Genomic DNA, 26,751 nt, shown 5'->3' on the forward strand with positions numbered 1-26,751 from the left:
TTTATGCGCGAGGATGTAAATCTGGATATCTACTACTTTCATCTTTTATTCTATTTGGATTTTCACGGTCTGAACTTCTGGCAGCATTGAAAATAACTAAAAAAGGTATGAATATTGCGAAGAAATAAAAATGCAAGAGGACTAAATCCCATGGAACTCCTGAACTTCCATAATCTGGAAAAAACAAAGCGGTAGCTAAAGGGAGCATTTTAATCCAATTACTAATATTAACTTAGCTAGAACCACTCTCAAGCGTGAGTTACTTTTTAGACCAAGATTTAATTAAAAGCTGCAACTCTCTTATACGCTTCTCTGCTGCTTCAATCTTTTCTGACTTCATTTTCAACTCTCAAGAAAGTTAAATCATATCAAAATGAATAGTATTTCGCGGTGTTAGTAACCGTAAGAGAGTGATTCAATCCTTATAGTTAAAGTAAATATTTGCTGTATGTAATAAGCTCAAACAAAATACTAAAGCTTTGCATAAAAACAATTAACGAACTATATTAACATCGTAAATATTTAATTCGTTAAAGGATGAAGTACATAACAGAGAGCATAAAGAATATAAAAAATCTTTTACCCTATTTACTGTTAATAGCTATATATTTCTTTTTTGTTAATCTTGAGGCAGGGAGGGATAAAGAAACTAACAGAACAAACGAGAATGAATCTTTGTTGATAGAAGAAAAATCAACCGAACAAAATAAACAACAAAGAATAAAAATCCCAGTAATTCCATACAAACAATAAATTAATACCTAATATTTAATTTTGAAGTCCTAGCATTAAATAAATTGGCTTGTCTTTGCGAAGCCCTATCAAGCTGTTTTTTAATTTCTAAGCAGTGCTCGCAGTTGCATGTCATTTTAGAAAATAAATAAAGAAGGTTTTAAGTGAGAGGGTAAATCAAATGATGAGCGAGAATGATTTAGAAGTTAAAAACTAACTAATTTTATGATTAATTTAACAACAAATCAGAAAATTTCAAGATGATTTTTTTAATAAAAGTAATCTCTGATATTAGCTTTGTATATGATTTAGTTGAATCTAATCCTTAGAGAATGATTTAGTGATCATTGGAAACACGTTCGGCATCAATTGACTTCTCATAATAAAGGTCGAGAGTTGAGTCTAGTTCAGCTAATAAATATGTTATGCGTTCATCCTTTTGATTTAAATCTTCTTGATTGATTAGGTTCATATTTATATGAGTAAGTAAGGTACTCAGGAATGATTGGAATTAATTTGAAGTACATGTTTAGATAAAGCTTCAGATATAATCTGACTTTAAATAACCATTGATTTCGAATAGTTAGTTAATTATTGGGGATTGAGAACTGAAGTGTGTATAAAGCTTGTTCGGTTTACAACCATTCGGATTATTCAGTATTACCAAATTTTAATAATGAATGTTTATATTTTTAAAAACTCCATTACCAATATTTAAAAGTGATCTAAAATTAAAAATCTATCAGATGTCAATGAAAAGAAAATTATTTAACATCGATAAAAAACCTCCATATTCACTTATAGGTTTGGAAAAAAGAGCTGCACTTGCTATTCAGAACCATTTTCGATTGAGCAATTATCAAATGCTAGTACTAAGTTGGATTAAGGGTCTCTGGACAGGTATTTTGCTTTCTCTAGTGGCCCATTATTTTATAAGTCATTAAACTCATGGATTCTTGCCCTTTAATTAAAAAAATTAATATATTTGCTTATAAAAAGCTCAACATCTTGGCAGGTTATGAAGTGGATTTTCTAAAGGAATTAATTTGATGTCCTATTTTTAAAAAGAAGTTTATAAATCTAACTATTATTCAGATGTTAACTGAACTTCCTTTACCAAAATATTATCGTCTGTATTATCTAAATCATGAATATCAAAATCATCTGTTGAAATTGTTTTAATTGATTCAGCTGATTGGATTTCTAAAGTTGTAGGATATCTTTTACCTATTTTACTTTTGTTTGTATAAAACATACCTTGAATATAATCTTTATTTTCGGTAAATCTTATCAAAAATAATTTAAAATTTGAATTAATGAACTTTATAAAATTCTTAAACATAATAAAAACTAATGTGAACTTATTATGGCTAAGCTAATTATTTAAACTGAATGAAATTAGTAGTGCATTCCGAACTTCTATGTCTTTTTATACTGTATTTATAAACTACGATAGAATTAAATAAGCTACAAATCGGTAAATGTTCACGCATATTACCGATCATTTTTAAATTAACATACTACTTTTATTTGATAGGTAGCAAAAAATACAAATGACTTTATAATAAATTAATTTTAACTTCTTATGGTTTGTAAAGACATTAATCAAATATTAATATCCTAAAGTATCGCTTGATAATTGGTGTGGTATGAGTCATGAGCAATTTAAAAAACAACAAGTAAAATGATTTATAACTCACGCTACTAGTCAATAATAGAGAGTAGATAATACCGAACAGAGAAAACACGCATTTATATGTATGTGTTCTTATAGTTGTAAGAAAATGATAGAGACAGTTTTTAAAAATCAGGTCTTAATAACTTTTGTAATTGCAAGTATTTGGATAATCCCAGGTATACTTTTCACATTTGCAACGAATCGCAAATACAAAAATCGCCAAATTGAAAGGCAGATTAAAAAGGTGGCTAGATTATATCCTCAGCAATGATATGAATGTATCGTAATCCAGCAAATTCTTAATTACTTTATAATTTATTTTTTATTTTTTTCGTTATTATTTACTGGACGAACAGGCTTAGGTAGAAGCATAATAGAATAAGAGCTAATCTTTTTTAACCATGATCGATATAGGAATCTGCATTTAATGATACGATTTTCTATTTTTAGCTTTTATTTGTCTTTTCTATAACTTTTTGGAGTTCAGCTCTTGAAAGAGTAGCTTCAATTTGAGCCAAAACTTGCTGTAGTTCGGCAGTTTTATTCAATGACGTCTCAGCCATAGATCTAAGCTTTTGAAGTTCTTTAGAGGCAGTTTTCATAGATAAAATGAAAAAATTGATTTTTTCCTAGAGAAATTACAGATAATTAGCGAAAAAATTAATAGTGACAACACACGAACAAATTTGCCCTAGATTTTCATGATGTCAATAGTTATGATTGTGATACATAAATAAATGAATGGTTTTATTAATTCTTTTGTTGATTTTTATTACTTATATTTCTATTAACTAGTTATCAAAATATAAGCAAGATAAAGCTTAAGACTTATGTTGATTTATAAGATATAAAAAAAAAACAAAGGTATATTTTAATACCTTTGTTCTTTTAATAACAAAAAGAGGAAATTAATAAAGATAATAATTAATTAAATTGACATCCTTAAAACTAACTGTCTTTTCCTTTCTTTTCAGAATCAACAGGTCTAACTGGCTTTGGCAATAGCATGATAAAAATCCAATCTCTATATATATTTATAGATGGTTTTCAAGATACGTAAATAAGAATTTAAAGTTTGAAACTTCTTGACACAAGCCTATCGCCTTTTAAGAGACTTCTCCGTCACCTTTTGTGTCTCCCTTCTTGAAAGGGTTGCCTCAAGTCTTGCTAACGCTTGTTGCATTTGCGGAGTCTTATCCATTGATCTCTATGTTTTGGCGAAAAGTAGCTGAATTTCTCCTGAAGAATTGTTCATTTCATATGGAAAATAGCATTTGAGTCAGCATGTTTGATTTAAATATAGAAATCAAGACAGTCATTCGCTAAGGAAAAGCTAGGATTTGAATGTTCAGTAAATATTCCATTAATGATCATTAATGGAGATAATATCTATGACAGAAGATTGGAAGCCAGTAGATTCTCAAGTCCTAGTAGACGCATGGGATGAAATTAAAGATTGTGCTGAAGGTATACAAAAAGATCTAGCTTGCCCAGATGAGACTATTTCAAAAATGCTGAGGTCAGTCGCTGAAACATTTGATAATACTGTCGAAGATCTTCTTGATAAGGCTGAAGAGGATTGGGAAGAAGAAAAATAGATGTATTATTGACATATGATTCCAGATTTCTTTCAATCCCCTGAACACCTAACTCATATGGATCTATGGAAAACGATAATTGGCTTGTTCATAGTTTTATTTGCAACTTTTGTAGGCGTCGAAATTAGAATTGGTAATGAAGACGAAGAGACAAAATAATAGTTAATTTCCTAGTAAATCATTTTTCCTTGGCAATTTATTTAATTCTTAAATCTAAATTTGAATAATAATGTAGAAAAATATTTGCTTTTTTCAAAATGTAAATGTCAATTAAGGTTTAGCGTAACTTAAAGATTTGCATCAGATAAAAAAGAACTTCTATGTTGGCAAAAACTAAGTGAACAATATAGATCAATGTGGAGTTGGACAGTTCCAGGAGATTATTTTGTTTTTAACCAAATAAAGGATTTTTCTGTCATATCAAATAAAGAGTTATCAAACAAATTTGCTGTATTAAAGATTGACATAACTCAAGTTGATCAATTATTTCTTCATAAACTATTGATATAAGTAGAAGATGGCTACTTGCAAAAGAATGGAAAGAGGAGCGGATAAACCCTTAAATAATTTAGGATGATAAAACTTACTGTTGGAAAAGATTCATTATATTCCTATCAGCCTAAGGATTTTGATAGCAATTTATGTAACTAAAGCTAAGTGAATTGATTAATCATAATTCAACAGAGAAATAGAAAAGGAGATTAATGAAAAAACTAAAATTAAGTTATTTCAATGGTTGATAAATGCAATCACGTTTTTGATTATTCCCCCCCTCCCCAGGCTTTGTGCTTTCTATCTAGGTCAGATATTGAATTACACTGAGCCTTTAATTTTAAAAGATAGGAAACTTTCGAAATCTTAGTATATGAAATCTTAATGGGGTCTTCCACCATAGACTGGTATGCGTTTAAGTAATCACTACTCATTAAGTTCAGAAGTGCTATATTTTTTATATTTACTACAGCAGTAAATCAAATTAATTTTTTTTAATTATCTCTTTGTCTTTGCTTAACAAGGTTAAGCAGCATTATAAGTTTTTCTACTTAATTTAATTTCTAAAACCTACCCGACTCTAAACTACATTCATAAATTGAAGTTGCTTTAGCTACGACTTTTGAAAATTTTAATCAATGGAATCAAGTCTCTTTAGCTACTAGTTTAGGAGAGTGGCATTCATTTTTTATAGTTAAGCAGTTTAGTCGCTAGTAAGCTTTATTCAATGACCTCAAATAAATATAGATCTCAAGATTTCTTCCGAAGAAGACCATCCTCAATTATCATGCTTACATACATACCTTTTTCATTTCAGTTATGATTGATCTTATTCAAGGATAGTATCTTGAATAATTATCTGTTACTCTGTTAATTTTTAGGTATCTGTTTGTCAGTGTAGCTCAGCCGGTTAGAGCACAGCATTCATAACGCTGAGGTCGAGAGTTCAAGTCTCTCCACTGACATTATCTAATAAAAATAAAGCCCAGATGAATATTATTGATAATTAAATGAAATTAGAGCTTTTTTACGTTTTATTTTTCTGTTACTATTTTTCTTCCGTATATAAGATTTAAATACTTTAAGGTAGACATTATTTCATCTCTACATTATCAAGACGTTCGTTGAATGTTGTAAAGCATGAGTCCACGTTTGATTTTAATAGATCGTTGAATGAGCTATCATTTTGACTACCAATATTATTATTTTTTGTTTGATTGTATATAGAAAAATTTTTGGCATTATTAAAACTTACAGTTGATTTATTACTATTGACTTGTTTGTTTTGATTAGAACCTTTAGAAAAGGAACTATTCTGTATCGGTGGTACATTTGATTTATTTTTTTTGTCAATAAAATCCTTTGGCTGAATAGATATTGAATTTTTCTTGTTATTTAGAGGATACTTTTTAACTTCATTTCTCAACTGATTTAATAGCTTATAATGATTTGAAGAACTAAATTTTTTCACAAGTGAAGGGTCCCAACTTATTGAATCATTCATTTTTATTGATTATGCTTGCTTAGATAGAAAGAGTAAAAGTCCCTTTGAACTTTACATGATAAATTATACAGAGGAATAGGGGAAGTTCTTTACTCTCCAAACCATTCAAAATACGCAACAAATTCCATGACGACAAACGAGTGCCTAAGGGTAGGAATGCAAGCACCCGATTTTGCTACTACAGCAGTAGTTGATCAAGAATTTAAGGACATAACACTGTCTCAGTACAGAGGAAAGTATGTGATTCTATTTTTCTATCCATTAGACTTCACATTTGTTTGCCCCACTGAAATCACGGCTTTCAGTGACAGATATACCGATTTCAGTAGCAAAAACACAGAAGTTTTAGGTGTTTCAGTAGATAGTAAATTCTCTCATCTAGCTTGGATTCAAACACCAAGAAATGAGGGAGGAATTGGAGATATTAACTATCCTTTAGTATCAGACCTAAAACGTGAAATTTGCCAGGCTTATAATGTTCTAAACGAGGATGGTGAAGCTGATAGAGGTTTATTTATAATTAATCCAAGTGGAATAATTATGCACTCAACGATAAATAAAGCACCTGTTGGACGTAATATAGACGAAACTCTAAGAGTATTACAAGCATATCAATACGTTGAATCCCACCCTGATGAAGTATGTCCAGCTGGATGGACGCCTGGTGACAAAACCATGAAAGAAGATCCTAAAGGTAGTAAGGAATATTTCTCAGCACTATAAAAGTTAAAATAAAGTTTTACTTAATTGGTAGATAAGAACGAATTAAGTGAATCAATAACATAATCAGATTCAAGAGTTTCCTTAACTATTAATTCATCAACAAGATTATCCATTAAGGAAACTTTATCTGAAAGAAGGAATATTGCATGATTAAGAGCCTTATTTGCTATTGAAATTATTTGCTTATCAATCTCCATGCTCGTCTTCTGAGAATATTCTGTTCTATTTTTCATAATATCTTTTCCAAGAAAAATCGAATCTTTTTCTGAATCATATGCAATTGGTCCAAGATCAGAGAAACCAAATTTTGTAACCATTTGATTTGCCCAAAAATATACATTTTCTAGATCCTTTTGTGATCCTTGAGTAACTTCATTAGTACCAAAAACAATAGTCTCAGCAGCTCTAGAACCAAGTGAAATAACAATTTTATTGTAAATGTAGTTACGGGTTAAAAGTCCACTGTCTATGGTCTCTTCATCTGGAGTGAAATAAGTCATTCCAGAAAGATCTCCAAGAGACTTAAATAAAGAGATTTTTTCTAATTTATCTTGCGTCGGAATCAATAAAGCAACAATTGTTTTACCAATAATTTGATAAGCAATTTGTCTTTTTTTTGTCTGATCTGAAAGCGGCTTAGACAATATGCCAAATCGTGTTTTTTCAAGAGCGTTTTCTAGTTCAATAGTGCTAATGACTGACTTATTATTTCTAGCAGCATAGATTGCAGCCTCATTCAAAAGGTTTTGCAAATCTGCACCAGAAAAACCAGGCGTCTTAGTAGCCCAGTCTTGAAGATTAACCGTATCGCATAAGGGTTTTGTCCTTGCATGCACAGATAAAATTTTGTGTCTAGCTTTTCGATCAGGTAGGGATATGTCAATACGACGGTCAAATCTACCAGGCCTAGTTAACGCTCGATCAAGAATATCGGGTCTATTAGTAGCCGCAATTACTATGACACCATTATTAGCTTCGAATCCATCCATCTCGGTTAGGAGCTGATTTAGTGTTTGCTCTCTCTCATCGTTGCCACCGCCTATTCCGGCTCCCCTTTGTCGTCCAATAGAGTCAATTTCATCTATGAAGACAATGCAAGGTGACTTTGATTTTGCACTTTTAAATAAGTCGCGAACACGTCCAGCTCCAACACCTACGAACATTTCAACAAATTCTGAAGCAGAAATAGAAAAAAAAGGAACATCAGCTTCTCCTGCAATTGAGCGAGCAAGTAAAGTCTTACCGGTTCCAGGTGGACCAACTAACAAAACACCCTTGGGCGTTTTAGCTCCAAGATCTATCAATGTCTGTGGATTCTTTAAAAAAGTTACTATTTCCTTTAATTCATCCGTTTCTTCGTTTAATCCAGCCACATCATCGAATGTATATTTTCTAATATCCTCTTCATTTACTTGAGATGTGCGACCTGAAAAATTCTGCAGATTGTTTAATAACTTGGATGATCTTCTAATTACAAATGCAAGAGAAAAAACAAATATCAATGTAAGGCCAAAACCTGTGATGATGCTGGCCAATCTTTGATCTGACCTAATATCTCTTACAGTAAGAGGAACATTATATTCTTCTGATACACGAAGTATTTTCTGATCATTATAAAATATTGGAATTATTTTTTTCTGCCCATTAATTAATTCAACAATGACTTCTCTTCTATTTGGAATTAAAATAATTGAAATAATTTCACCACTTTGAATATCCTTTAATAATTGACTATAACTTTTACTCATTTGATAATTAAATCAACTAATTCAGATGAATTTATATACTAACTATAGTAAAAATGATATCGAACTTGAGTTTATATAGAAAAAGAGACAAGAAGTTAGTTTTTCCTTAAATTATTTTTGTTAAATTGGTACTTGACGTTATAAAATAAAAGGTCTGTAACTGTTCAGCAAAAATGGCGGTACCCAAGAAAAAAACCTCTAAAGGGAAGAGAAATCAAAGACTTGCAACATGGAAAGGTAAAGCTGCTATTTCAGCAGAAAAGGCCTTATCAATAGGAAAGTCTGTACTTACTGGAAGGGCTCAGGGATTTGTTTATCCAATGAATGAGACTTCAGAAGATGAATCTGATTGAGGATAATTAAGAACCAAGCTTATAGGCTTCAAGAATTAGAGCATAAGTAGAGCCAATTCTAATATTATTTATTATTGTTACGGGTATTGAAGTTTTAGATATCAGATAAGATCTAATTACTAACTCCATAATCAATAATATTATAATTGCTAGAAATATTGTATTAAAGGATTTATCTAATAAAAAAGAAAGAAAACTATTGGTAAAATAAAAACCTAAGAGTAACGAAAGTAATAATACACTCCTCTTACCCCATGTGTCAGAGATAATTGGATTGAAGATAATGACAAGTGAATCTAGTAATTCACTGAATTTAGTTTTCTGCATTTTCAATTTATAATATTTTCCAAATAATCGAAATCAACATTATTACTAATCAACTTTTTACCATAAATTAGCTTCGATGGATTATCAAAATCACCAAGGCTATTCAAACAAGCATTGGCTTTTTTCGTAACCTTTTGTTGAGAATCAGCCCAAGGGGGCAAAATTAAAAGGCAATTAAGATTTGCCGCCTTAGCAGCCTCAACTCCATTCATAGAGTCCTCAATAGCAAGGCAATTATATTGTGATTTCTTACTTAATTTAAGTGCCCGCTCATATGCATCAGGAAAAGGCTTGTGCTTACTTACATCTTCATAAGTAATAAATCCAGAAAAATAATTTAGTTGCGAACTCAATGAAGTTTTTAAAAAGGGTATCAGGGAATCTCTACCACTGGTCGTAACAATGAATTGCATTATGTCAAATTTATAAAGTTCATTAATAAGCCTCAGAACACCTTCTCTTACTTCAATTTTCCCAGATTCAATTAATTGCTTGTAATGAAAACGCTTTCTCGATTGAATTTCGGAACATTGGCTCTCACTAAGCTCACTGCCTATTTTGTTTCGATAATGGATTATCCGGTTAAATCCCCCTGATATTTTTAGCAAATCCAAATATTGGCATTCATTCCACTTCCAATCCAAATCAAAATCCTTAAAGGCCAAATTAAAAGCTACTCTATGCCCACATAATTCTGTGTCGGCTATCGTTCCATCCACATCCCAAAATACTGCTTCTAGTTTATGCATGTTTTTTTAGTATAAAACAAATATAATTCTGATTAGTAAATAATCAATCAAGGATAAGCTTTTGGAAATAGATAATGAGATGCTCAATAGATGGATATTACCTAAGCCAATAAATGAAAATGAGTTTACTAATATTAATTTAAATCACATTCTACAAGCTGTCTTAATTAGAAGAGGGATCGATTTAAATAATGAATTTGACGAATATATAACTCCATCTGATCTTCCAAATCCCGAGTTCCATTTTGATGACTTAGGAAAAGCGACTCAAAGAATAATTCAAGCTTGCGTTAATAAACAAAAAATTGCGATATGTGGTGACTATGATGCAGATGGTATTACAAGCACAGTACTTTTAGTTGAATTATTAACTACACTTGGGGCAATAGTTAAGCCATTTATACCATCAAGACAAGATGAGGGTTATGGCCTTAATAAAAACATGATAAATCAAGTAAATAATCAACAAATAAAGCTGATTATAACCGTAGATAATGGGATATCAGCATTTGAAGCAATAAAAAAATCTAATGAACTTGGAATTGATTTAATTATCACAGATCATCACAAAATACCTGAAAAAACAATGGATATCTTTTCTCTTATACATCCAGAAAGAACTCCAATTAACTCACCGTATAAATATTTGGCAGGTGTTGGTATTGCATATCTATTGGCAAGGAATATATGTAAAAAGATAAATCATGATATTAATGATACTTCCGCAAATGTATTTTTTTGTATTGGAACAATTGCGGATATGGCTCCTCTTAAGGGAGCTAACAGGAAATGGCTTAAAGAGTGTTTACCACAAATAAATAGAACCAATAATAAAGGAGTAAAATCTATTATAAAGAAGCTATCTATTGAAAATACTGATATAACACCAGATGATATAGGTTATAAGATTGCTCCATTAATAAATGCTGTCGGTAGAATTGGTAATCCAAAACTTATTATTGATCTCTTTACAAATGATACGAATGAATCTGTAGTTAAACTTACAAAAGATTGTTTTGCTATGAATAAAGAAAGAAAAAGATTAACTTCCTTAGTTGAAGAAGAGGCTCTGCAAATAGCAGTAAGTGAATATAGAAGTGATAGAAAATTTCTAGTCCTAACGAAGAGTGAATGGCACCCGGGAATAATAGGAATAGTAGCCGCTAGAATGGTTGACAAATTTAATTTACCTACCGCTCTACTTGCAGAAGCAAATGATGGTAATTTCAGAGGATCTATTAGATCAAATAACAAATTAAAGGTAAATCAGGCGTTAGCTGAATGTGATGATCTTCTAATAGCACATGGAGGTCATTCGGCTGCTGCAGGTTTTTCGATTAAGAAAGAAAATATACATCATCTTAGAGATAGGCTAAATAAAATAGCTTATCGGGAATTTAAAAATATAAATCTAGAAAAGTCAATTAAACCAGATGCATCTATTAGTTTTAAAGATATTACTTATAATTTTTACTGTCAATTACTATTGATAGGTCCTTTTGGAGTTATGAATCCTAAGCCAATTTTTTGGACAAGAAAGTGTATGGTTTTAGATATAAGTAAACTAAATGGTGGACATTTGAGAATGACTCTTAATGATGGAACTTCCACAATAGAGGCATTAAAGTGGAATACAACTCTTGAAATAAAGAAAAATGATCTAATAGATATTGCCTTTTATATTGAGATCAATAGATGGAAAAAAGTAAACTCAATGCAATTAAATATATTAGATATTAAAAATCATAAAGAAATTGTCAGTTTAAAATTGTACGACCGTCATTACGATTGCCAATTAATTGACAATAAAAATATTTTAATCACTAACTCAAAAGGTGAGTGTTTTAGTTCAGACCTATCATCATCTTCAGATAATCTTAATGAAGCACAAAAGGTATTTGCAAAAAAAATTCTTACTTTCGCAAAACTTGCACTCGGAAAGGCCGCTTAGCCTTTAAACACCTCTTCTGTAGAAAATCAATGCAATGATTGCTGGTCCTGCAAGAAAAACTGCTACTAAAGGCAATAGGTTTCCCATGTTGTTTAAAAAATTTTTTTTATCCTACTAAACAACTGGCAATCCCAGCCATTATTTAAAAAATTTTGATGTTCAATAATTTCCTGCTTGTTTTTAATGCCTAGATCCTGGTTCTCTTAAAATGCTAAAAAAAGACTTTATAGGTATGAAATGATTTAATTATAGATCTTCTTAAATATGGATATAATCTATAGAAAAATAGGTATTTTCAATTTTAACTTGTTCATCTATAGTGTATTCATAATAATATTTTGTTGAATACAAATAAAAAAAATAAAATCTCTTTAAAGTAAATAATGGGTAAATCTAATTCAAATTCTAAAATAGAACAAAGTGATCCAAAGGATTCTAATCCTTTTTTAAGTATATTAATTACATCTTTCAGTACAATTTTTCTTGCTGAGTTAGGAGACAAGACACAACTTGCAACATTAATTCTTTCTGCTCAGTCTGGTAGACCACTTATAGTTTTCATTGGAGCTGCACTAGCACTTATTTCTACAAGCCTTTTAGGAGTTCTAATAGGTAGATGGATTGCTAATAACCTACCAAGGCAAAGGTTTACAGTACTGTCGGGAATAGTTATGTTAAGTTTAGGCTTATACCTAGTAATACAGGGTTTTATTGACTTTATACAAATTAAGAACTTGAGCTAAGTTAATGATTCTTACCCTTATTTTCACAACATTTGTCACGGTATTTCTAGCTGAAATGGGCGACAAAACTCAATTAACAACTATAACTCTAAGTAGTACAACTAATAAACCATTAGCAGTATTTATTGGCTCGTCATTAGCTCTCATATCAGCTACGCTTTTAGGAGCTTTGGCAGGTGGGTCTATTGCTAATCTCATTCCTGCCTATTTACTTAAACTACTTTCAGGATTGGTATTCTTAATTATAGGTATTAACCTCTTAGTCGAGATCAAAAAAGATGCAGCTAATGATAGATTATAAACTAAAATTTTTTTTAAATTTATAGTCTTTTTTTTTAAGACTCAAATCAATGAAATTAAATTAATTTGCCCCTTCATTATGACATCAGTTCTAAAAATACTAGAAAGTCTAGATCATGAGGATGGATTAGATGTTGACAAGCTTGAGAAAGCCTTAAAAATCACTAAAAAATTTGATAAAGATAGCTTAAATATAGTAATCAAAGCGCTTACAAAACTTGGTATAGTTCAAAATATTATTGACGATAAACTGACGCTAAATAATGAAATTGATTTTTTGCAAGGTAGGGTGCGTTGTAGTAGTAAAGGTTATTGTTTTGTTGTTAGAGAAGATCAAGGTGAAGATATTTATATCAGAGAAGCTAATTTGAATAATGCCTGGCATGGCGATTTTGTAATTGTTTTAATCACAAAGCAAGGAGTTAAAAGAAGAGCACCTGAAGGAAAGATACAATGTGTTCTTCAAAGATATAATGAAACATTGCTGGCTAAGGTAGAGCCAGACAAATTATCTGGAGCATTAAAGGCTTTCCCTTTAGATGACAGAATACCAATAACAATTGAACTTGATAATGCAAACAAAAGTAATAAAAAATATCCAGATAAAGATTTAATTTATGAAATAAAGATTACTAAATATCCAATTGCACAATTTAATGCTCAAGGTTCAATAGTAAGAGAATTATCACTAAGTGCAGGAGTTGAAGGAGATATTGAGTTACTACTTTCCAAAAATAATATATCTAGAAGTTATGTACCACCCAAAGTTGCTCCCAAGAAAATCACTTCAAAAGGAAGAGAAGATTTAACGGCTCAACCCTCATTATTATTTGAAAGTTGGGAATCTAGCAATTCTCCATCCCTTCCTGGATTATATGCAGAACCCTATGAAGGTGGGAATAGAATATGGATTCATGTACCTACTATTTCAGAAAGATTAAATTTAGGTGGGAAACTAGATAAATATCTTAAAGACAAAGGAGAAATAATTTGTTTAGGAAACAACTGGCTAGAGTTCCTTAATGAATCACTGAGATCAGCATCTCAATTTAAAATAAATGAAAAATGTGAAGCAATTTCATTAATGATAGATATAAGTGCCGATGGAAATATAAATGATTGGAAATTTACACTCAGTATTATTAAACCTGTAAAAATTATTTTACCTAAACACCTGAAAGCTATAAACAATAGAAAATCTACATCTAAGTCAATCCCAATTTCTCTCAAAGGCATTAAAGACAATTTAGAAGTCGTTTATACTCTTTTACATTCAGCAAAAATAATCACTAATAACAACTGTATATCTATAAAATTAGATGAGTATATTCCTAATTTGGAAAGATTAGGCGAATTAGTAAAAACTATTCCTGGAAGGGACTTTCATGGATGGTCTAAAACCTATGATAGTTGTGATTCACAATCACTGATAGATGTTTATATTAGACTTTCAAATAATATACTTTCTAGACATTTAATAGGTTATAAATTACCATTTATTTATAAACAATACGAAGAAATTGATCAATCATCTATAAATGAATTAACTAAATCAGCTTTAGCATTAGACAAAAAATTAATAGTTAATGCCGATGGAACAGTAACCTCTACTGAATTAATAAGGTCATTTGAATCAAGTAATGAAAAGAAAATCTTGCATAAACTTGTTAAACATATGATTCCTGGTATTCATTTAAAACTCAATAAAATTTTTCCAAATGAGAATGTGGATTTAAATTATGAATTATCCCCTAACAATATTGAATCTCCTTGGTGTTGTCCAACTTTAAATTACTGGAATATTTTTAATCAGTTTATAATAAGCTCACTTTTATCTGATGGTAAAAATAAATCTACAAGCCGAAGTAAAGATACTGTTGATTTAGGTAAAAAAGACAGCTGGAGAGATGTCAACTGGGAGATATTTCCTACAAAATTAAAGGAAAATATTGATAAGCATTCAAATTTAAGATTAGTTCAAGATTTAAATGAAATTAGAAAAAAATCTAAATCATTTAGAAACAACATAATTTCAATTGCTCAAGGAAGGGAGGCCCAGAAAATTATAGGTCAAGAGGTAACAGCTATTATTACAGGAGTTCAAAGTTATGGTTTTTTTGCGGAAATAGACGATATAACCGCTGAAGGATTAGTTCATGTAAGTACTTTGGGTGACGATTGGTACGAATATAGATCTAGACAGAACCTTTTAGTAGGTAGAAAGAATAAAAAAACTTATCAACTTGCACAAAAAATCAATGTCAGGGTTTTAAAAGTTGACATTCTTAAAAATCAAATTGACTTGGAGCTTGTAAAGGAAACAGAAACAGAAACAGAAACAGAAACTATAAATAGTACTAAAGTTGTATCTGATAACTATGAATAAATGAATAGTATTGTGATTGCAATTACTGGAGCCTCAGCTATGCAAATAGCAGAGCGCTCAATACAGGTATTGCTAGAAAATGATCAATCAGTAGATTTAATCCTCAGTAAAGGTTCATATGAAGTGGCCAAAAGTGAACGTGGTATTAATATTCCTGTTGAACCAAATGCCCAAAGAGAATTTTGGAGAAGTAAACTTGACGTTAAATCAGGTAAATTAACTTGTTATAGATGGAATGATCATTCAGCATCAATTGCAAGTGGTAGTCATAAGACAAAGGGTATGGTGATTGTTCCTTGTTCTATGGGGACGTTGGGAAGAATAGCATCAGGATTTTCACTAGATTTAATAGAAAGATGTGCCGATGTTCACTTAAAAGAGAATAGGCGACTAATTATATCTCCAAGGGAAACACCATTAAATTTAATCCATATTGAAAACATAAAACGTCTAGCCACTGCTGGGGCATCAATTGTGCCTCCAATTCCAGCTTGGTATACCAACCCAAAAACTATTGAAGATATTATAGATTTTATTGTAGTTAGATTGTTTGATTCACTTGGGGAGGATTTAAATTATATTAAAAGATGGAGTGGTCCCATTAAATGAAGTTTAGTAATTTAATTAAAGCTACTCCATTCTTATCTACATTATTATTAATAATCTTTCTCTGTGTAAGTAATCAAAAGGAATACACAAAAATAAGAATATTAATTTGGAACACACCATCTTTAACTTTAGGAAATTATCTTGCAATATCAACAGGAACTGGTTTTATTCTCTCTTATTTTATAACAACAAGACTTGGAAAGGCAATTCAAATAACACAAAAACCAACTCTAGGATATAAAGAAGAAGATAAGTATGAAGAGGTTAGTGAAGACGAGGAGACTGTATTTAATAAAGATCAACCATATAATAATGCTCTAATAGAGCGAGACATTAAAGATCCATCACCAACAATAAATGCAAGCTTTAGGGTAATAGGAAGGAAAGAAAGAAGAAGTTTCAATCACGAAAAATCTAATATTGATGATTCTCAATATGAAGGCTCTTTAGAATATGAGGATTTTGATGATCAATCTGTCAAAAATAAAAGTATCAATCAACCTAACTCAATAGTAGGTGACTGGGATGATGAAAATTATTCAGCATGGTAAACGATAATCTAAACAATATTTTTAATCAATAATATCTTAACAACGAACCATATTAATTTGCTAAAATAAAAAAATGGAAAATCAAGAACCCACCAACGAAATAGCTTCAAGGAAACAAGTAACTAAGTCTCAATCAGATACTTTAGATAAGATTGAACCTGTTTCTGATGACAAAAAAGATTCAAATACATTAGACAAACCAGAAATATCCTCTTCAATAAATAAAAATGCACCTGGAATCTCTAAAAAACCAGCAAAGCCACCCAAGCTAGAGGATAAACCCTTTAAAGACTTTATAAGTAACCACCTGATACCTAGATTAAAGGAATCAATTGAAGATAAAGGATCATTAGTAAGTGAAATTAAATTAATAGAGGGCAATAGACCAGTTGTAGGAGGAAATTGCTGGATGGTTTTTTGTGAATTGTCTGAGCAAAGAAAATTCTGGCTTTGTTTTAGCAAAGACATAATAACCTCAGATAAAACTATATTATTAGCTGAGTCAAATTCAGATCCAAGTATTGTTGAATCATTTTTAATTGACGAGAAGAAGACTACACTACCTTTACTAATTTCTCGAGTTCTTCAAAGATTAAATGGTCAGAAATGGATTGGTGCTAATTAAATATAAGCTATTAATTAATTAACTAAAATTCCTTCTTTATTAATTAGTTAATAATTAATAACAATAATTATGTCCTAGTAATATTCAAATACGCAGTTAAGCCAATCAAATGCCATAATGTAAAAAAAAAAAAATTGACTAATTCATTACTAATTAAAGAAAGTGAAAATTTACTGTTCCATACTTTTGACGAACAATTAAAACCTCAAGTTGAAGAATTACTTTCTCTGGGCAAATCCGCTGGAGCGGACCTAGTAGAAGTCTTTCTGGAAAAATCGGATAACATCTCCCTCTTGGCTGAGCAGGATGATATTTCAAATGTAAGTCCATCTTTTGGTATAGGAGCAGGTATTAGGGTATTTCTTGGAAAAAAAGATGGTTTTGTAAGCACAAATGATTTAACAAAATCAGGACTTCTCTTTGCCTTAAATCAAGCCCTTGGAATGTTAGGCCTCGCAATTGGTTCAAGAAATAATGACAAGTTTGAAGGCTTAAAGGATTTAAAGGATTTTGGATCAAAGAAGAATGATTGGTTAGGTCACTCGCCAGATCTAAATGAATCCACTCTTAAACTGCTAGAAGCCACAAACTCACTAGCAGATAAAAATAAAAATCTTCATGTAAGAAGAGCGAGTTATTCAAGGAATTGGCAAGAAGTTCTTGTTGCAGCTTCAGACGGTGTATTTTCAAGAGATATCCGTCTTCATCAAACTGTTGGTATAAATGTTATTGCCCAAAAAGATAAACACAGATCGACCTCTGCTAGAAGATATGGAAGTTCTGGTAATCCTGACGATTTAAGAAACTGGGATATAGAAAAAAGTTCTTGTGAATTAAATGAAAGTGCTCAAAATATGCTTTACGCAGGATTTGTTGAAGCTGGGCAAATGCCTGTGGTTCTCGCTAATAAATTTGGTGGAGTTATATTCCATGAAGCTTGTGGTCATCTACTTGAAACAACTCAATTAGAGAGAGGAACATCTCCATTTCATGACTCAATAAATAAGCAAATTGCTAACGAAGCCGTAAGTGCAGTTGATGAAGGACTTTCGAATCATGCTTTTGGGTCACTCTCAATGGATGACGAAGGAATGGAACCTCAAAACACTTTATTAATTGAGAATGGGATATTAAAAAAGTTTCTTTCGGATAGAGCTGGCTCTCTAAGAACTGGTCATCCAAGAACAGGAAGTGGAAGGAGGCAAAATTTCTCTTTCGCTGCTGCAAGTCGTATGAGAAATACATATATTAAGCAAGGTAATTATTCTCCAGAAGAATTAATTAAAAGTGTTGATGATGGTCTTTATTGTAAATCAATGGGCGGAGGCAGTGTCGGACCAACTGGTCAGTTTAACTTCTCTGTTGAAGAAGGCTATTTAATAAAAAATGGAAAACTTGATAAACCAGTTAAAGGTGCAACATTAATTGGTGAAGCAAAAGAAATACTTCCCAGAATTTCAATGTGCGCAAATGATTTAGATCTCGCTGCAGGCTTTTGTGGGTCAGTAAGTGGAAGTGTAAATGTTACTGTTGGCCAACCACATATCAAAGTAGACTCCATAACAGTAGGAGGTAGATAAAATGAATGAATCAATAACTAATCCTAAAATAAGTAAGTTAGATCCAATTATATTGAAGAAACTTTTAGAAAAATACAGTGAAGAGTTATCTATTAGTAAATGGGATATGGGTGCATCATCCAGTAGAGATATATCTGTTCAGGTTCAGCAAGGAAATGCAAAACAACTAAAAGGTTCCCAAAGAAATTCTATGACCTTAAGAGTATGGAATAAAAACAATCAAGTAGGAATTACTAGTACATCCGACCTGACTAGTAAAGGCATTAAAAAAGCAATGAAAGGAGCAATTGAAGCTAGCCTTTTTGGTAATGAAAAGGAATCTCCTGAGTTCTCCTCATTATCTAAATCAGAATTAGCAGAAATTAATCCTGAAATTTCTAAATCTCATACAATTGATCAATTACTTAGTATTTTAAAAAACGCTGAAAAACAATTAATTAATACTCATAAGTCAATAGATTCTGTGCCTTATAATGGATTAAATGAAAGTTATATGGAGAGAATATATATTAATAGTGAAGGTGCTAATAGATATATGAATTTATCACAATCTTCTATATACTTGTATGCCAAGGCTGAGGAAGAAAATAAAAAACCCCGAAGTGCAGGGGGGATAAGAATAAACTCTAATTTAGAAGAACTTGATATTGATTCTTGTATAAGCGAAACGTCAGATAAGTTAATTAGTCATTTAGATTATAAATCAATAGAAACCAACAAATATCTTGTTTGTTTTACTCCTGATGCTTTTCTTCAACTAATAAGTGCATTTAGTTCAATGTTTAATGCACGATCTATTATTGATGGTCTAAGTTTAATGAACGAAGACTCACTAGGTAATCAAATTTCAGTCGCAAATTTAAACATAAGTGACGAAGGTCTTCATCCTAAAAATGTTGGAGCTTTTAGTTTTGATGGTGAAGGAACTCCAACACAAAATATCCAATTGGTCACAAATGGTATTTTGACTCAACTACTTCACTCAGAGGCAACCGCAAGGAAATTTGGTGTTAGACCTACAGGGCATGCTGGTTTAGGCGCTAAGGTATCCGTTTCTCCAGATTGGCTAGTCGTAAGCAAAAGTGAATCTGAATTGGATAAAGATGAAAGCCTAAGTATTAAAAATACAAACAAAGAATACATTTTGATAGATGAGTTATCTGCGATTCATTCTGGAGTCAAAGCTAGTCAAGGCTCTTTCTCCTTGCCCTTTGATGGCTGGTTAGTTAATGAGGGAAAAAAGACATCAATTGAAGCCGCTACAGTTGCTGGAGATATCTTAAAAGTCTTATCAACTATTGTAAAAATTGAAAATGAACAGATAGTTACACATCAAGGTATCAGCCCCCATGTTTGGGTTGAAAACATGTCAATTACTGGGGAAGCGTGAAGATAGTTTTCTGGGGAACGCCTAAATATGCTGCTGAAAATTTAAACAGCATTGTTAAGGCGGGACACGAAGTTATAGCTGTAGTTACACAACCAGACAAAAAGCGAGGACGGGGAAAAAGTTTGTCACCATCCCCAGTGAAAGAAGCTGCTGAAGATCTATCTATTCCTGTCTATTCAACATATTCAATAAGTAAAGATCAAAAAACAAAAGAGATACTTATAAATTTGAAAGCTGATGTTTATCTAGTTGTAGCTTTTGGTCAAATTCTTCCAAAAGAAATATTAGATCAGCCAAATCTTGGATGCTGGAATAGCCACGCTTCTCTGCTTCCTGCTTGGAGAGGAGCAGCTCCAATTCAGTGGAGCATAATTAATGATGATGCCAAGACAGGTGTTTGTATTATGTCAATGGAAGAAGGCTTAGATACAGGACCAGTTATTGAACAAGAATCAACAATTATAAAAGATACAGATAATCTTGAGATACTTACTAATAGACTATCGATAATGTCATCAAAACTTTTACTTATATCACTTGAAAAAATAAAGCTAACCAAAGGATTAAACAAATCATCAAGACTTAATCAATTGAATGCTATTCCCCAGACAAAATTAAAGGGTACTCCAAGTTATGCAAGACAAATAACAAAGGAAGACAATTTAATAGATTGGAATCAAAAAGCAAGAAAGATTATAAAAAAAATTAAGGGTTTATACCCAAATGCATATACATATTACAATTCTAAAAGAATAAAGATTTTAGAAGTATTTATATCTTTTGACAAAAATCAATCTAAAGAAAGTCAAGATATAAAAAGTCAATCAAATAAACATATTATACCTGGAGAAATAGTAATGATAAATAAAAAAAATGGTTTAAAAATCATGACAAAAGATTATCCTATTATAATCAAATATGCACAGTTAGAAGGCAAAAAGCCAACAGACGGTTATACGCTATCAATCCAAACAAATTTTAGCATTAATGACAAACTTGGAGTCTAAATACTATTAATAGATGAATTCTTTTTTGAAAAGCCCCAAAGGAAAAGAAATAACATTACCAAGAAGAATAAATATTCAGGTATAACTAATTTGTATAAAACTAATTGAATAATTAACTTTATTCCAATAAGTCCAACTGCAATATAACCAGCTTTTTCTAAATTAATATATATTTCCAGCCATTTAATAAATAGTCCAGATGTGAAACGTAATGCAATAACTCCAATAATTGCTCCAGTAATAACCAAAAGGAACTGATCGCTTATTGCTACGGCTGCGGTAATACTATCTATAGAAAATGCTAAATCAGTTATTGACAATAAAAGAATAACCTTAAATAATGAAAAATTAGATTTATTACTGTCAACATCTATGTTTTTATCAGAATCATTATTTTTTAAAGATAAAAACTTTGAAATTGAAAGAGAAATCAAATAAATTCCACCAATAAGCTTAACTGGCCAAAAATTTAAGAAAAATTGCGCCGTAAGAATTACAAGTATTCTTAATAATAAAGCTATAAATATACCGATATTGAGTGCTTTTTTTTGAAGATTAATATTATTTAGATTCTTAGTTATTGATGCAAGAGCCACTGCGTTGTCAGCTGATAATACAAGCTCTAATGAAACTATAACCGGCAAAAGAGGAGCTAGTTCAACCCATCTGTCAATACCGTCCAGTAAGGGGGTTAAGGATTTGAGAGATGCTGAATCCATTAAATTACAGAAAAAGAGCTATTTATATTGACTGTTTGGTATATTTTAACTCTAATTATTCAATTCAGTGCTAAGTCAAAAGGGTTATGAGAATCGAATCAAAGCTTTGCCACATATCAGAAAAAAAAGCTGTTGTTCAAGTAATTGGTTGGATTAATGACAGAATTTTAGGAAGTGCTCTAGCCGAAGGGCCAACAGTAGAAGTGGCTGAAGATAAAGCCATATCAAGACTGAATAAAAGGATAAATGCAGTCACAAAAGATGAGCCAAGTATTAATACTAATAATGAACATAAAAGCAATACTCCATTAAGAATTGAACTTCCTAATAGTGAAAAAGTTGAATTACCTAAAAGAGAAAAGGCTGAGGACATTAATATCAATCAAGAGCCAAATGATTGGAGTAGCGAATTAACAGCGATAGATGCAGAAATTGAACGTCTAAAATGGTCTAGAGATGATGAAATAAATTTCCTAGAAAAAACATTAGGTTACAATAATCGAAATAAAATAACTAGCTATACTGATATAGTGAAGTATCTAAGTCTACTAAAAAAGACTGATAACAAGAATCCATTCAAAGTATCAAATGGGAATCTTAATACTTTAATAGAAGAGTCCGACATTATACTTAGGGATTTATCATGGGATCATAAACAAGGACGCGAATTTCTACAAAAGGAGTTTAATGTTTTATCTAGGAATGAACTTAATGAATCACAATTAGTATCATTTGTTGAGAAGCTAAAATTGATTCGAAATCAATATCTAGGTCATTAAGCCTTCTCAACAAGACTATTAAAATGTTATTGTTATTTCAATAAAAATAAGTAAAAAAAAATAGTGTCTCTAGAGTCAATAGCAAATTATTTAGAAAAGCATCATTTAACAACTGAGTTGATTGAACGAACAAATAGAGAAGAAAGATTAATATTAACAGGTGCCTCTCGGACAGCAAAGGCATTAATCACTACTTCGCTTGCTAAAAATGAGTCCAAAAGATTATTAGTAATTGTCCCTACATTAGAAGATGCTACTAGATGGTACCCCCTTGTAAAAGATTGTGGTTGGACTAAGACATGTTTATATCCAACAAGCGAAGTCTCACCATATGACACTACAGAGGTGACCTCCGAAATCATTTGGGGGCAATTACAAGTACTAAGCGATATATTGGAATTAAAAGATGATGAGAACATTGCAATAATAGCGACAGAAAGATCATTACAACCACATCTGCCACCAATCGAATATCTTAAATCAAAGTGTATTAAATTAAATTTAGGTGATGAAATAAACCTTAGTAAATTATCTATAAAATTGAGTGAATGTGGATATATCAAGTCTAATAATATAGATCAAGAAGGAACATGGACTAGACGTGGAGATATTATTGATATTTACCCTGTTAGTAGTGAACTACCAATTAGATTAGAGTTGTTTGGGGATCATTTAGATAAGATTAAAGAATTTGACCCAATTTCACAAAGATCATTAGATCAAATCAACAATGTATGTATAACACCAACAGGTTTTGATCCACTAATCATTAATAAGCTTAAATCAACTAAAAACAAGGATATATCGAGTTTATTTAATAATGATGATTTCGATGAGTTAGTAAATTCAAATAAATTGGAATCAGCAAAGAGATATTTAGGAGTTGCATTTGATAAGCCTTCATCATTATTAAATTACTTAGATGATAAAACATTTATTGTTGTTGATGAGAGGCTTCAAGGGATATCTCATGGTAAAGCTTGGTATAATATTGTTAAAGAAAATTATACAGATGAAATTATTAATATAAATGGTAGTGAATCAATTAAGAGTATATTTAAACCTAATCTTCATAATGATATTAATGATATATATGATTCTCTTAACAATTATAAAGGTATTGATATAACAGATTTTGAAGACACTACTAAGAAAACTAATGTTTTTAATATTTCAAGCAAAGTTCATAATTGGCTTCCTAATCAATATGGAAAAATAAGTTTATCATTAAAAGATTACATTAAGGATAAATATTCTATTTGGATAATATCAGCACAACCTAGTCGTGCTGTTTCTCTGTTAGAGGAACATGAATGTATCTCAAAGTTTATTCCAAATAATTCTGATCTTAATGCTATTAAAGACATTATAGATGACAAAATACCAGTTGCTATTAAAAATAGAAATGAGGGTGAAATAGAAGGCTTTTATCTTCCTGCCTGGAAAATCGCTTTATTAACGGATAAAGAATTTTTTGGACAAAACAATATTTCTACTACTGGTTATATAAGAAGAAGAAAACAATCTCAAAGTAAAAAGATAGATCCTAATAAGATGAAACCTGGCGATTATGTTGTTCATAGAAATCATGGAATTGGTTTATTTCAAAAAATTGAAAAATTAAATATTAATGGTGAGTCTAGAGATTACTTGGTAATAAAATACATGGACGGAAAACTGAGTGTTGCTGCCGATCAACTTGGCAGTTTAGGTAGGTATAGAAGTTCAAATTCAAAGACACCCACAATTAGTAAATTAGGAGGAGCAACTTGGAATAAAATAAAGGAAAAAGCTAAGAAGTCCGTTAAGAAAGTTGCTATTGATTTAATTAAGTTGTATGCAGAAAGAAGTAAAGAAAAAGGCTACAAATATCCAAGTGATGGTCCATGGCAAAATGAATTAGAAGATTCATTTCCATATGCACTTACTCCTGATCAGGCAAAAGCTACATCTCAAGTCAAATCTGATATGGAAAGTGAAAAGCCTATGGATAGACTAGTTTGCGGAGACGTTGGATTTGGGAAGACAGAAGTTGCAATACGAGCAATATTTAAGGCTATTACTTCAGGAAAACAAATAGCTTTATTAGCACCAACGACAGTATTGTCTCAACAACATTGGAGAACTATTTCTGATCGATTTGCTCCATATCCTATAAAAGTCTCTTTACTCAATAGATTTAAAACAAGTAGTGAAAAGAAACAAATAGTTAGTGGACTAAAAGAAGGGCATATTGACGCTGTTATTGGTACACATCAGCTTTTAAACAAAAAATTAGTTTATAAGGACTTGGGACTTTTAGTTATAGATGAAGAACAACGTTTTGGAGTTAATCAAAAAGAGAAAATAAAGGAGTTAAAAAAAAGTGTAGATGTATTAACCCTTTCAGCGACTCCAATTCCAAGAACACTATATATGAGTCTTTCTGGGGTGCGTGAAATGAGTTTAATAACAACACCACCTCCCCTAAGAAGACCAATTAAAACTCACTTAGCACCACTCGATAATGAAATAATAAGAAGTGCAATTTCACAAGAGATTGATAGAGGTGGCCAAATATTTTATATTGTTCCTCGAATAAAAGGAATAGAGGATGTAGCAGAAAAATTAAAAATAATGATCCCAAATGTAAAATTATTGATTGCACATGGTCAAATGGAGGAGGGAGCATTAGAAAATGCAATGTTGGCATTTAATGCAGGAGATGCAGATATTTTGCTATGTACAACTATTGTAGAAAGTGGCTTAGATATTCCTAGAGTAAATACTATTTTAATTGAAGATTCTCACAAGTTCGGTTTATCTCAACTTTACCAATTGAGAGGCAGAGTAGGCCGAAGTGGTGTTCAAGCACATGCTTGGTTATTTTATCCAAGCGATGAGAAATTAAATGAAATTTCAAGACAACGCTTAAAGGCTATAAAAGAATTTAGTGATTTGGGCAGTGGTTATCAGTTAGCTATGAGGGACATGGAAATTAGAGGCGTTGGAAATATCTTAGGTATTGAACAAAGTGGACAAATGGAAACAATAGGATTTGATTTGTATATGGAATTATTGCAGGAAACAATTGCTGAAATACAAGGGCAAGACATTCCTGCTGTTGAAGATACTCAAATAGATCTACCTGTTACAGCTTTTATACCAGGAGATTGGATAACTGATCCAGATGAAAAAATAAATGCTTATAGATTAGCCACACAATGCGAAAACAATGAATCGTTAGTTCAATTTGCTAGCAACTTGGTTGATAGATATGGAACATTACCAAAAGCAGTTGAATCCTTAATAGAAGTAATGAAACTAAAAATAATCGCTAAAAAATGTGGCTTCTCAAGAATTAAGTTATCTAAACCAAATGTTGAGCTTGAGACAATGATGGATGAACCAGCTTTCAGGTTATTAAGAAAAGGTTTGGCTAATCATCTTCATGGAAGATTTATTTACAAGAAAGGCGATAGGTATTCAACGGTGACCATTCGAGGTCTCGGAATCTTGGATAGCGATAAACTTTTGGATCAACTAACAGATTGGCTAAAGCTAATGAATTCAGAAATAAACGATCAATAAATCAATTTCTAAATTCAGAAATATAGGCATGTCAATTAATCAATTGGTTGAACAAAATGCATTAAAAGTAAAAAATTGCTATAGTCTCCGAAATTTGAGTATTTTTACCTTGGGTGAAGTAATAGAAATTAGCTCAAACCAGTATGGACTTAGTCTTTTTAGCGGAATGATAAGTCTTTTAGCTTTAGGGGTGTATACACTTTTGACTGTAGACACCGGAAACGACGATGATGATTCAGACTCTGGAAGTGGTGGCTTGATGCAACCAGTCAATTAATTGGAAGATCAATTAGGTATTAGGTTTGAAAGTCTCTCTCTAAAATCACCCTTAGCAATACCTCCTTTAAGTTCACCAATAATTTCAAATTCTCCATCCGGATCATTAACTAATAGATAAGTCGGCCAGCCCATACCTTCTTTGGTAGGATATTGCCTTAATAATATTGGTCTATATTTTCTATAAACAACTGTATCTTGTAGTTTAACGCTAATAAATTCTATACCTAATTCAGTCGCAACTTTAGAATCAAAGAAGCTCATCCTGTGACAAGTTCCACAATCCTCAGAACTAAATTTAATTAAAGAACAGGACATAAAAAAAATATATTATGAACTTATACTAAATATAAGTATTAAT

General features: G+C 31.2%; 29 protein-coding genes and 1 tRNA gene. 19 read left to right on the forward strand and 11 right to left on the reverse strand.

Annotated features, from left to right (window positions below; all coding sequences use genetic code 11):
• Position 1 precedes the first annotated feature (1 nt).
• On the reverse strand, positions 2–208 hold the full coding sequence (locus EW15_RS04850) for a hypothetical protein (RefSeq protein WP_036907630.1): 207 nt from the start codon (positions 206–208) through the stop codon (positions 2–4).
• 329 nt (positions 209–537) lie between these two features.
• Between EW15_RS04850 and EW15_RS04855 the strand changes: the two genes are divergently transcribed.
• Positions 538–753, forward strand: a complete 216-nt coding sequence (locus tag EW15_RS04855; protein WP_038652646.1) for a hypothetical protein — start codon at positions 538–540, stop codon at positions 751–753.
• Positions 754–1,069: 316 nt separating this feature from the next.
• Here the strand turns inward: EW15_RS04855 and EW15_RS11555 are convergent, their stop codons facing one another.
• From EW15_RS11555 to EW15_RS11070, 3 genes are all read right to left on the reverse strand, one after another.
• Positions 1,070–1,204 carry a hypothetical protein gene (locus EW15_RS11555; RefSeq protein ID WP_255327231.1) on the reverse strand — a complete coding sequence of 45 codons (135 nt, stop codon included), beginning with the start codon at positions 1,202–1,204 and terminating at the stop codon, positions 1,070–1,072.
• A gap of 615 nt (positions 1,205–1,819) precedes the next feature.
• The gene (locus EW15_RS04865) at positions 1,820–2,026 is read right to left on the reverse strand and encodes a hypothetical protein (protein WP_225866609.1); all 207 of its coding nucleotides are present in this window, start codon (positions 2,024–2,026) and stop codon (positions 1,820–1,822) included.
• Positions 2,027–2,856: 830 nt separating this feature from the next.
• Positions 2,857–3,012, reverse strand: coding sequence for a hypothetical protein (locus EW15_RS11070; protein ID WP_011823706.1), 156 nt, complete (start codon positions 3,010–3,012; stop codon positions 2,857–2,859).
• A gap of 774 nt (positions 3,013–3,786) precedes the next feature.
• On the opposite strand from EW15_RS11070, the gene EW15_RS04870 reads away from it, so the two are divergent.
• The 3 genes from EW15_RS04870 to EW15_RS04880 all read left to right on the forward strand — a co-directional run bounded on the left by EW15_RS04870 (position 3,787) and on the right by EW15_RS04880 (position 5,465).
• On the forward strand, positions 3,787–4,008 hold the full coding sequence (locus EW15_RS04870) for a hypothetical protein (RefSeq protein ID WP_038652655.1): 222 nt from the start codon (positions 3,787–3,789) through the stop codon (positions 4,006–4,008).
• Positions 4,009–4,362: 354 nt separating this feature from the next.
• A complete protein-coding gene (locus EW15_RS10800) occupies positions 4,363–4,518 on the forward strand; it encodes a hypothetical protein (protein ID WP_156095742.1) in 156 nt (51 codons plus the stop codon).
• Positions 4,519–5,391: 873 nt separating this feature from the next.
• Positions 5,392–5,465: transfer RNA gene (locus tag EW15_RS04880), tRNA-Met, on the forward strand.
• A 128-nt stretch (positions 5,466–5,593) separates the two neighbouring features.
• Here EW15_RS04880 and EW15_RS04885 read toward each other — a convergent pair.
• Positions 5,594–6,004 (reverse strand): hypothetical protein, encoded by a 411-nt coding sequence (locus tag EW15_RS04885; protein WP_038652657.1) that lies wholly within the window; start codon positions 6,002–6,004, stop codon positions 5,594–5,596.
• 126 nt (positions 6,005–6,130) lie between these two features.
• On the opposite strand from EW15_RS04885, the gene EW15_RS04890 reads away from it, so the two are divergent.
• Entirely contained in the window at positions 6,131–6,727 is a 597-nt protein-coding gene (locus EW15_RS04890; protein ID WP_038652660.1) for a peroxiredoxin, read from the forward strand.
• Between the two features lie 20 nt (positions 6,728–6,747).
• On the opposite strand, the gene ftsH is transcribed toward EW15_RS04890, so the two are convergent.
• Positions 6,748–8,475, reverse strand: coding sequence for an ATP-dependent zinc metalloprotease FtsH (gene ftsH / locus EW15_RS04895; protein ID WP_038652663.1), 1,728 nt, complete (start codon positions 8,473–8,475; stop codon positions 6,748–6,750).
• Between the two features lie 173 nt (positions 8,476–8,648).
• Between ftsH and rpmF the strand changes: the two genes are divergently transcribed.
• Positions 8,649–8,828, forward strand: coding sequence for a 50S ribosomal protein L32 (rpmF, locus tag EW15_RS04900; RefSeq protein ID WP_038652666.1), 180 nt, complete (start codon positions 8,649–8,651; stop codon positions 8,826–8,828).
• 6 nt (positions 8,829–8,834) lie between these two features.
• On the opposite strand, the gene EW15_RS04905 is transcribed toward rpmF, so the two are convergent.
• Both EW15_RS04905 and EW15_RS04910 read right to left on the reverse strand, forming a co-directional pair.
• Positions 8,835–9,155: a DUF565 domain-containing protein gene (locus tag EW15_RS04905; RefSeq protein WP_038652670.1), complete on the reverse strand. Its 321-nt coding sequence runs from the start codon at positions 9,153–9,155 to the stop codon at positions 8,835–8,837.
• Between the two features lie 2 nt (positions 9,156–9,157).
• Entirely contained in the window at positions 9,158–9,904 is a 747-nt protein-coding gene (locus EW15_RS04910) for an HAD-IA family hydrolase (protein WP_038652673.1), read from the reverse strand.
• A gap of 61 nt (positions 9,905–9,965) precedes the next feature.
• Between EW15_RS04910 and recJ the strand changes: the two genes are divergently transcribed.
• Positions 9,966–11,855 carry a single-stranded-DNA-specific exonuclease RecJ gene (gene recJ, locus EW15_RS04915; RefSeq protein WP_052041170.1) on the forward strand — a complete coding sequence of 630 codons (1,890 nt, stop codon included), beginning with the start codon at positions 9,966–9,968 and terminating at the stop codon, positions 11,853–11,855.
• 3 nt (positions 11,856–11,858) lie between these two features.
• Here recJ and psb30 read toward each other — a convergent pair whose 3' ends face one another.
• A complete protein-coding gene (psb30, locus tag EW15_RS11665; RefSeq protein WP_071813363.1) occupies positions 11,859–11,942 on the reverse strand; it encodes a photosystem II reaction center protein Ycf12/Psb30 in 84 nt (27 codons plus the stop codon).
• A 296-nt stretch (positions 11,943–12,238) separates the two neighbouring features.
• Here psb30 and EW15_RS04920 point away from each other — a divergent pair, with 296 nt between their 5' ends.
• The 9 genes from EW15_RS04920 to fmt all read left to right on the forward strand — a co-directional run bounded on the left by EW15_RS04920 (position 12,239) and on the right by fmt (position 21,046).
• Positions 12,239–12,598 carry a TMEM165/GDT1 family protein gene (locus EW15_RS04920; RefSeq protein ID WP_038652676.1) on the forward strand — a complete coding sequence of 120 codons (360 nt, stop codon included), beginning with the start codon at positions 12,239–12,241 and terminating at the stop codon, positions 12,596–12,598.
• 4 nt (positions 12,599–12,602) lie between these two features.
• Positions 12,603–12,899: a TMEM165/GDT1 family protein gene (locus tag EW15_RS04925; RefSeq protein WP_038652679.1), complete on the forward strand. Its 297-nt coding sequence runs from the start codon at positions 12,603–12,605 to the stop codon at positions 12,897–12,899.
• A 78-nt stretch (positions 12,900–12,977) separates the two neighbouring features.
• Positions 12,978–15,284 carry an RNB domain-containing ribonuclease gene (locus EW15_RS04930; protein WP_038652682.1) on the forward strand — a complete coding sequence of 769 codons (2,307 nt, stop codon included), beginning with the start codon at positions 12,978–12,980 and terminating at the stop codon, positions 15,282–15,284.
• Positions 15,285–15,893 (forward strand): flavin prenyltransferase UbiX, encoded by a 609-nt coding sequence (locus EW15_RS04935; RefSeq protein ID WP_038652685.1) that lies wholly within the window; start codon positions 15,285–15,287, stop codon positions 15,891–15,893.
• Entirely contained in the window at positions 15,890–16,444 is a 555-nt protein-coding gene (locus tag EW15_RS04940) for a hypothetical protein (protein WP_038652689.1), read from the forward strand. The genes EW15_RS04935 and EW15_RS04940 overlap by 4 nt, the downstream gene beginning before the upstream one ends.
• A gap of 73 nt (positions 16,445–16,517) precedes the next feature.
• On the forward strand, positions 16,518–17,069 hold the full coding sequence (locus tag EW15_RS04945) for a DUF2996 domain-containing protein (RefSeq protein ID WP_081930459.1): 552 nt from the start codon (positions 16,518–16,520) through the stop codon (positions 17,067–17,069).
• Positions 17,070–17,203: 134 nt separating this feature from the next.
• On the forward strand, positions 17,204–18,649 hold the full coding sequence (locus tag EW15_RS04950; protein ID WP_052041171.1) for a TldD/PmbA family protein: 1,446 nt from the start codon (positions 17,204–17,206) through the stop codon (positions 18,647–18,649).
• Position 18,650: 1 nt separating this feature from the next.
• Positions 18,651–20,039 (forward strand): TldD/PmbA family protein, encoded by a 1,389-nt coding sequence (locus tag EW15_RS04955; RefSeq protein WP_038652692.1) that lies wholly within the window; start codon positions 18,651–18,653, stop codon positions 20,037–20,039.
• On the forward strand, positions 20,036–21,046 hold the full coding sequence (fmt, locus tag EW15_RS04960) for a methionyl-tRNA formyltransferase (protein ID WP_038652695.1): 1,011 nt from the start codon (positions 20,036–20,038) through the stop codon (positions 21,044–21,046). The genes EW15_RS04955 and fmt overlap by 4 nt, the downstream gene beginning before the upstream one ends.
• On the opposite strand, the gene EW15_RS04965 is transcribed toward fmt, so the two are convergent.
• Positions 21,043–21,765 carry a DUF475 domain-containing protein gene (locus tag EW15_RS04965; RefSeq protein WP_038652698.1) on the reverse strand — a complete coding sequence of 241 codons (723 nt, stop codon included), beginning with the start codon at positions 21,763–21,765 and terminating at the stop codon, positions 21,043–21,045. The genes fmt and EW15_RS04965 overlap by 4 nt on opposite strands.
• Positions 21,766–21,851: 86 nt before the next feature.
• On the opposite strand from EW15_RS04965, the gene EW15_RS04970 reads away from it, so the two are divergent.
• The 3 genes from EW15_RS04970 to EW15_RS04980 all read left to right on the forward strand — a co-directional run bounded on the left by EW15_RS04970 (position 21,852) and on the right by EW15_RS04980 (position 26,391).
• On the forward strand, positions 21,852–22,544 hold the full coding sequence (locus EW15_RS04970) for a hypothetical protein (protein WP_038652701.1): 693 nt from the start codon (positions 21,852–21,854) through the stop codon (positions 22,542–22,544).
• Between the two features lie 63 nt (positions 22,545–22,607).
• Complete coding sequence (gene mfd, locus EW15_RS04975) at positions 22,608–26,114, forward strand: transcription-repair coupling factor (protein ID WP_038652704.1); 3,507 nt, start codon at positions 22,608–22,610, stop codon at positions 26,112–26,114.
• 28 nt (positions 26,115–26,142) lie between these two features.
• A complete protein-coding gene (locus tag EW15_RS04980; protein WP_038652707.1) occupies positions 26,143–26,391 on the forward strand; it encodes a hypothetical protein in 249 nt (82 codons plus the stop codon).
• A gap of 8 nt (positions 26,392–26,399) precedes the next feature.
• On the opposite strand, the gene EW15_RS04985 is transcribed toward EW15_RS04980, so the two are convergent.
• A complete protein-coding gene (locus EW15_RS04985) occupies positions 26,400–26,708 on the reverse strand; it encodes a hypothetical protein (RefSeq protein WP_038652709.1) in 309 nt (102 codons plus the stop codon).
• Between the last annotated feature and the right edge of the window lie 43 nt (positions 26,709–26,751).

The organism is Prochlorococcus sp. MIT 0801 (genome assembly GCF_000757865.1).
GTDB lineage: Bacteria > Cyanobacteriota > Cyanobacteriia > PCC-6307 > Cyanobiaceae > Prochlorococcus_B.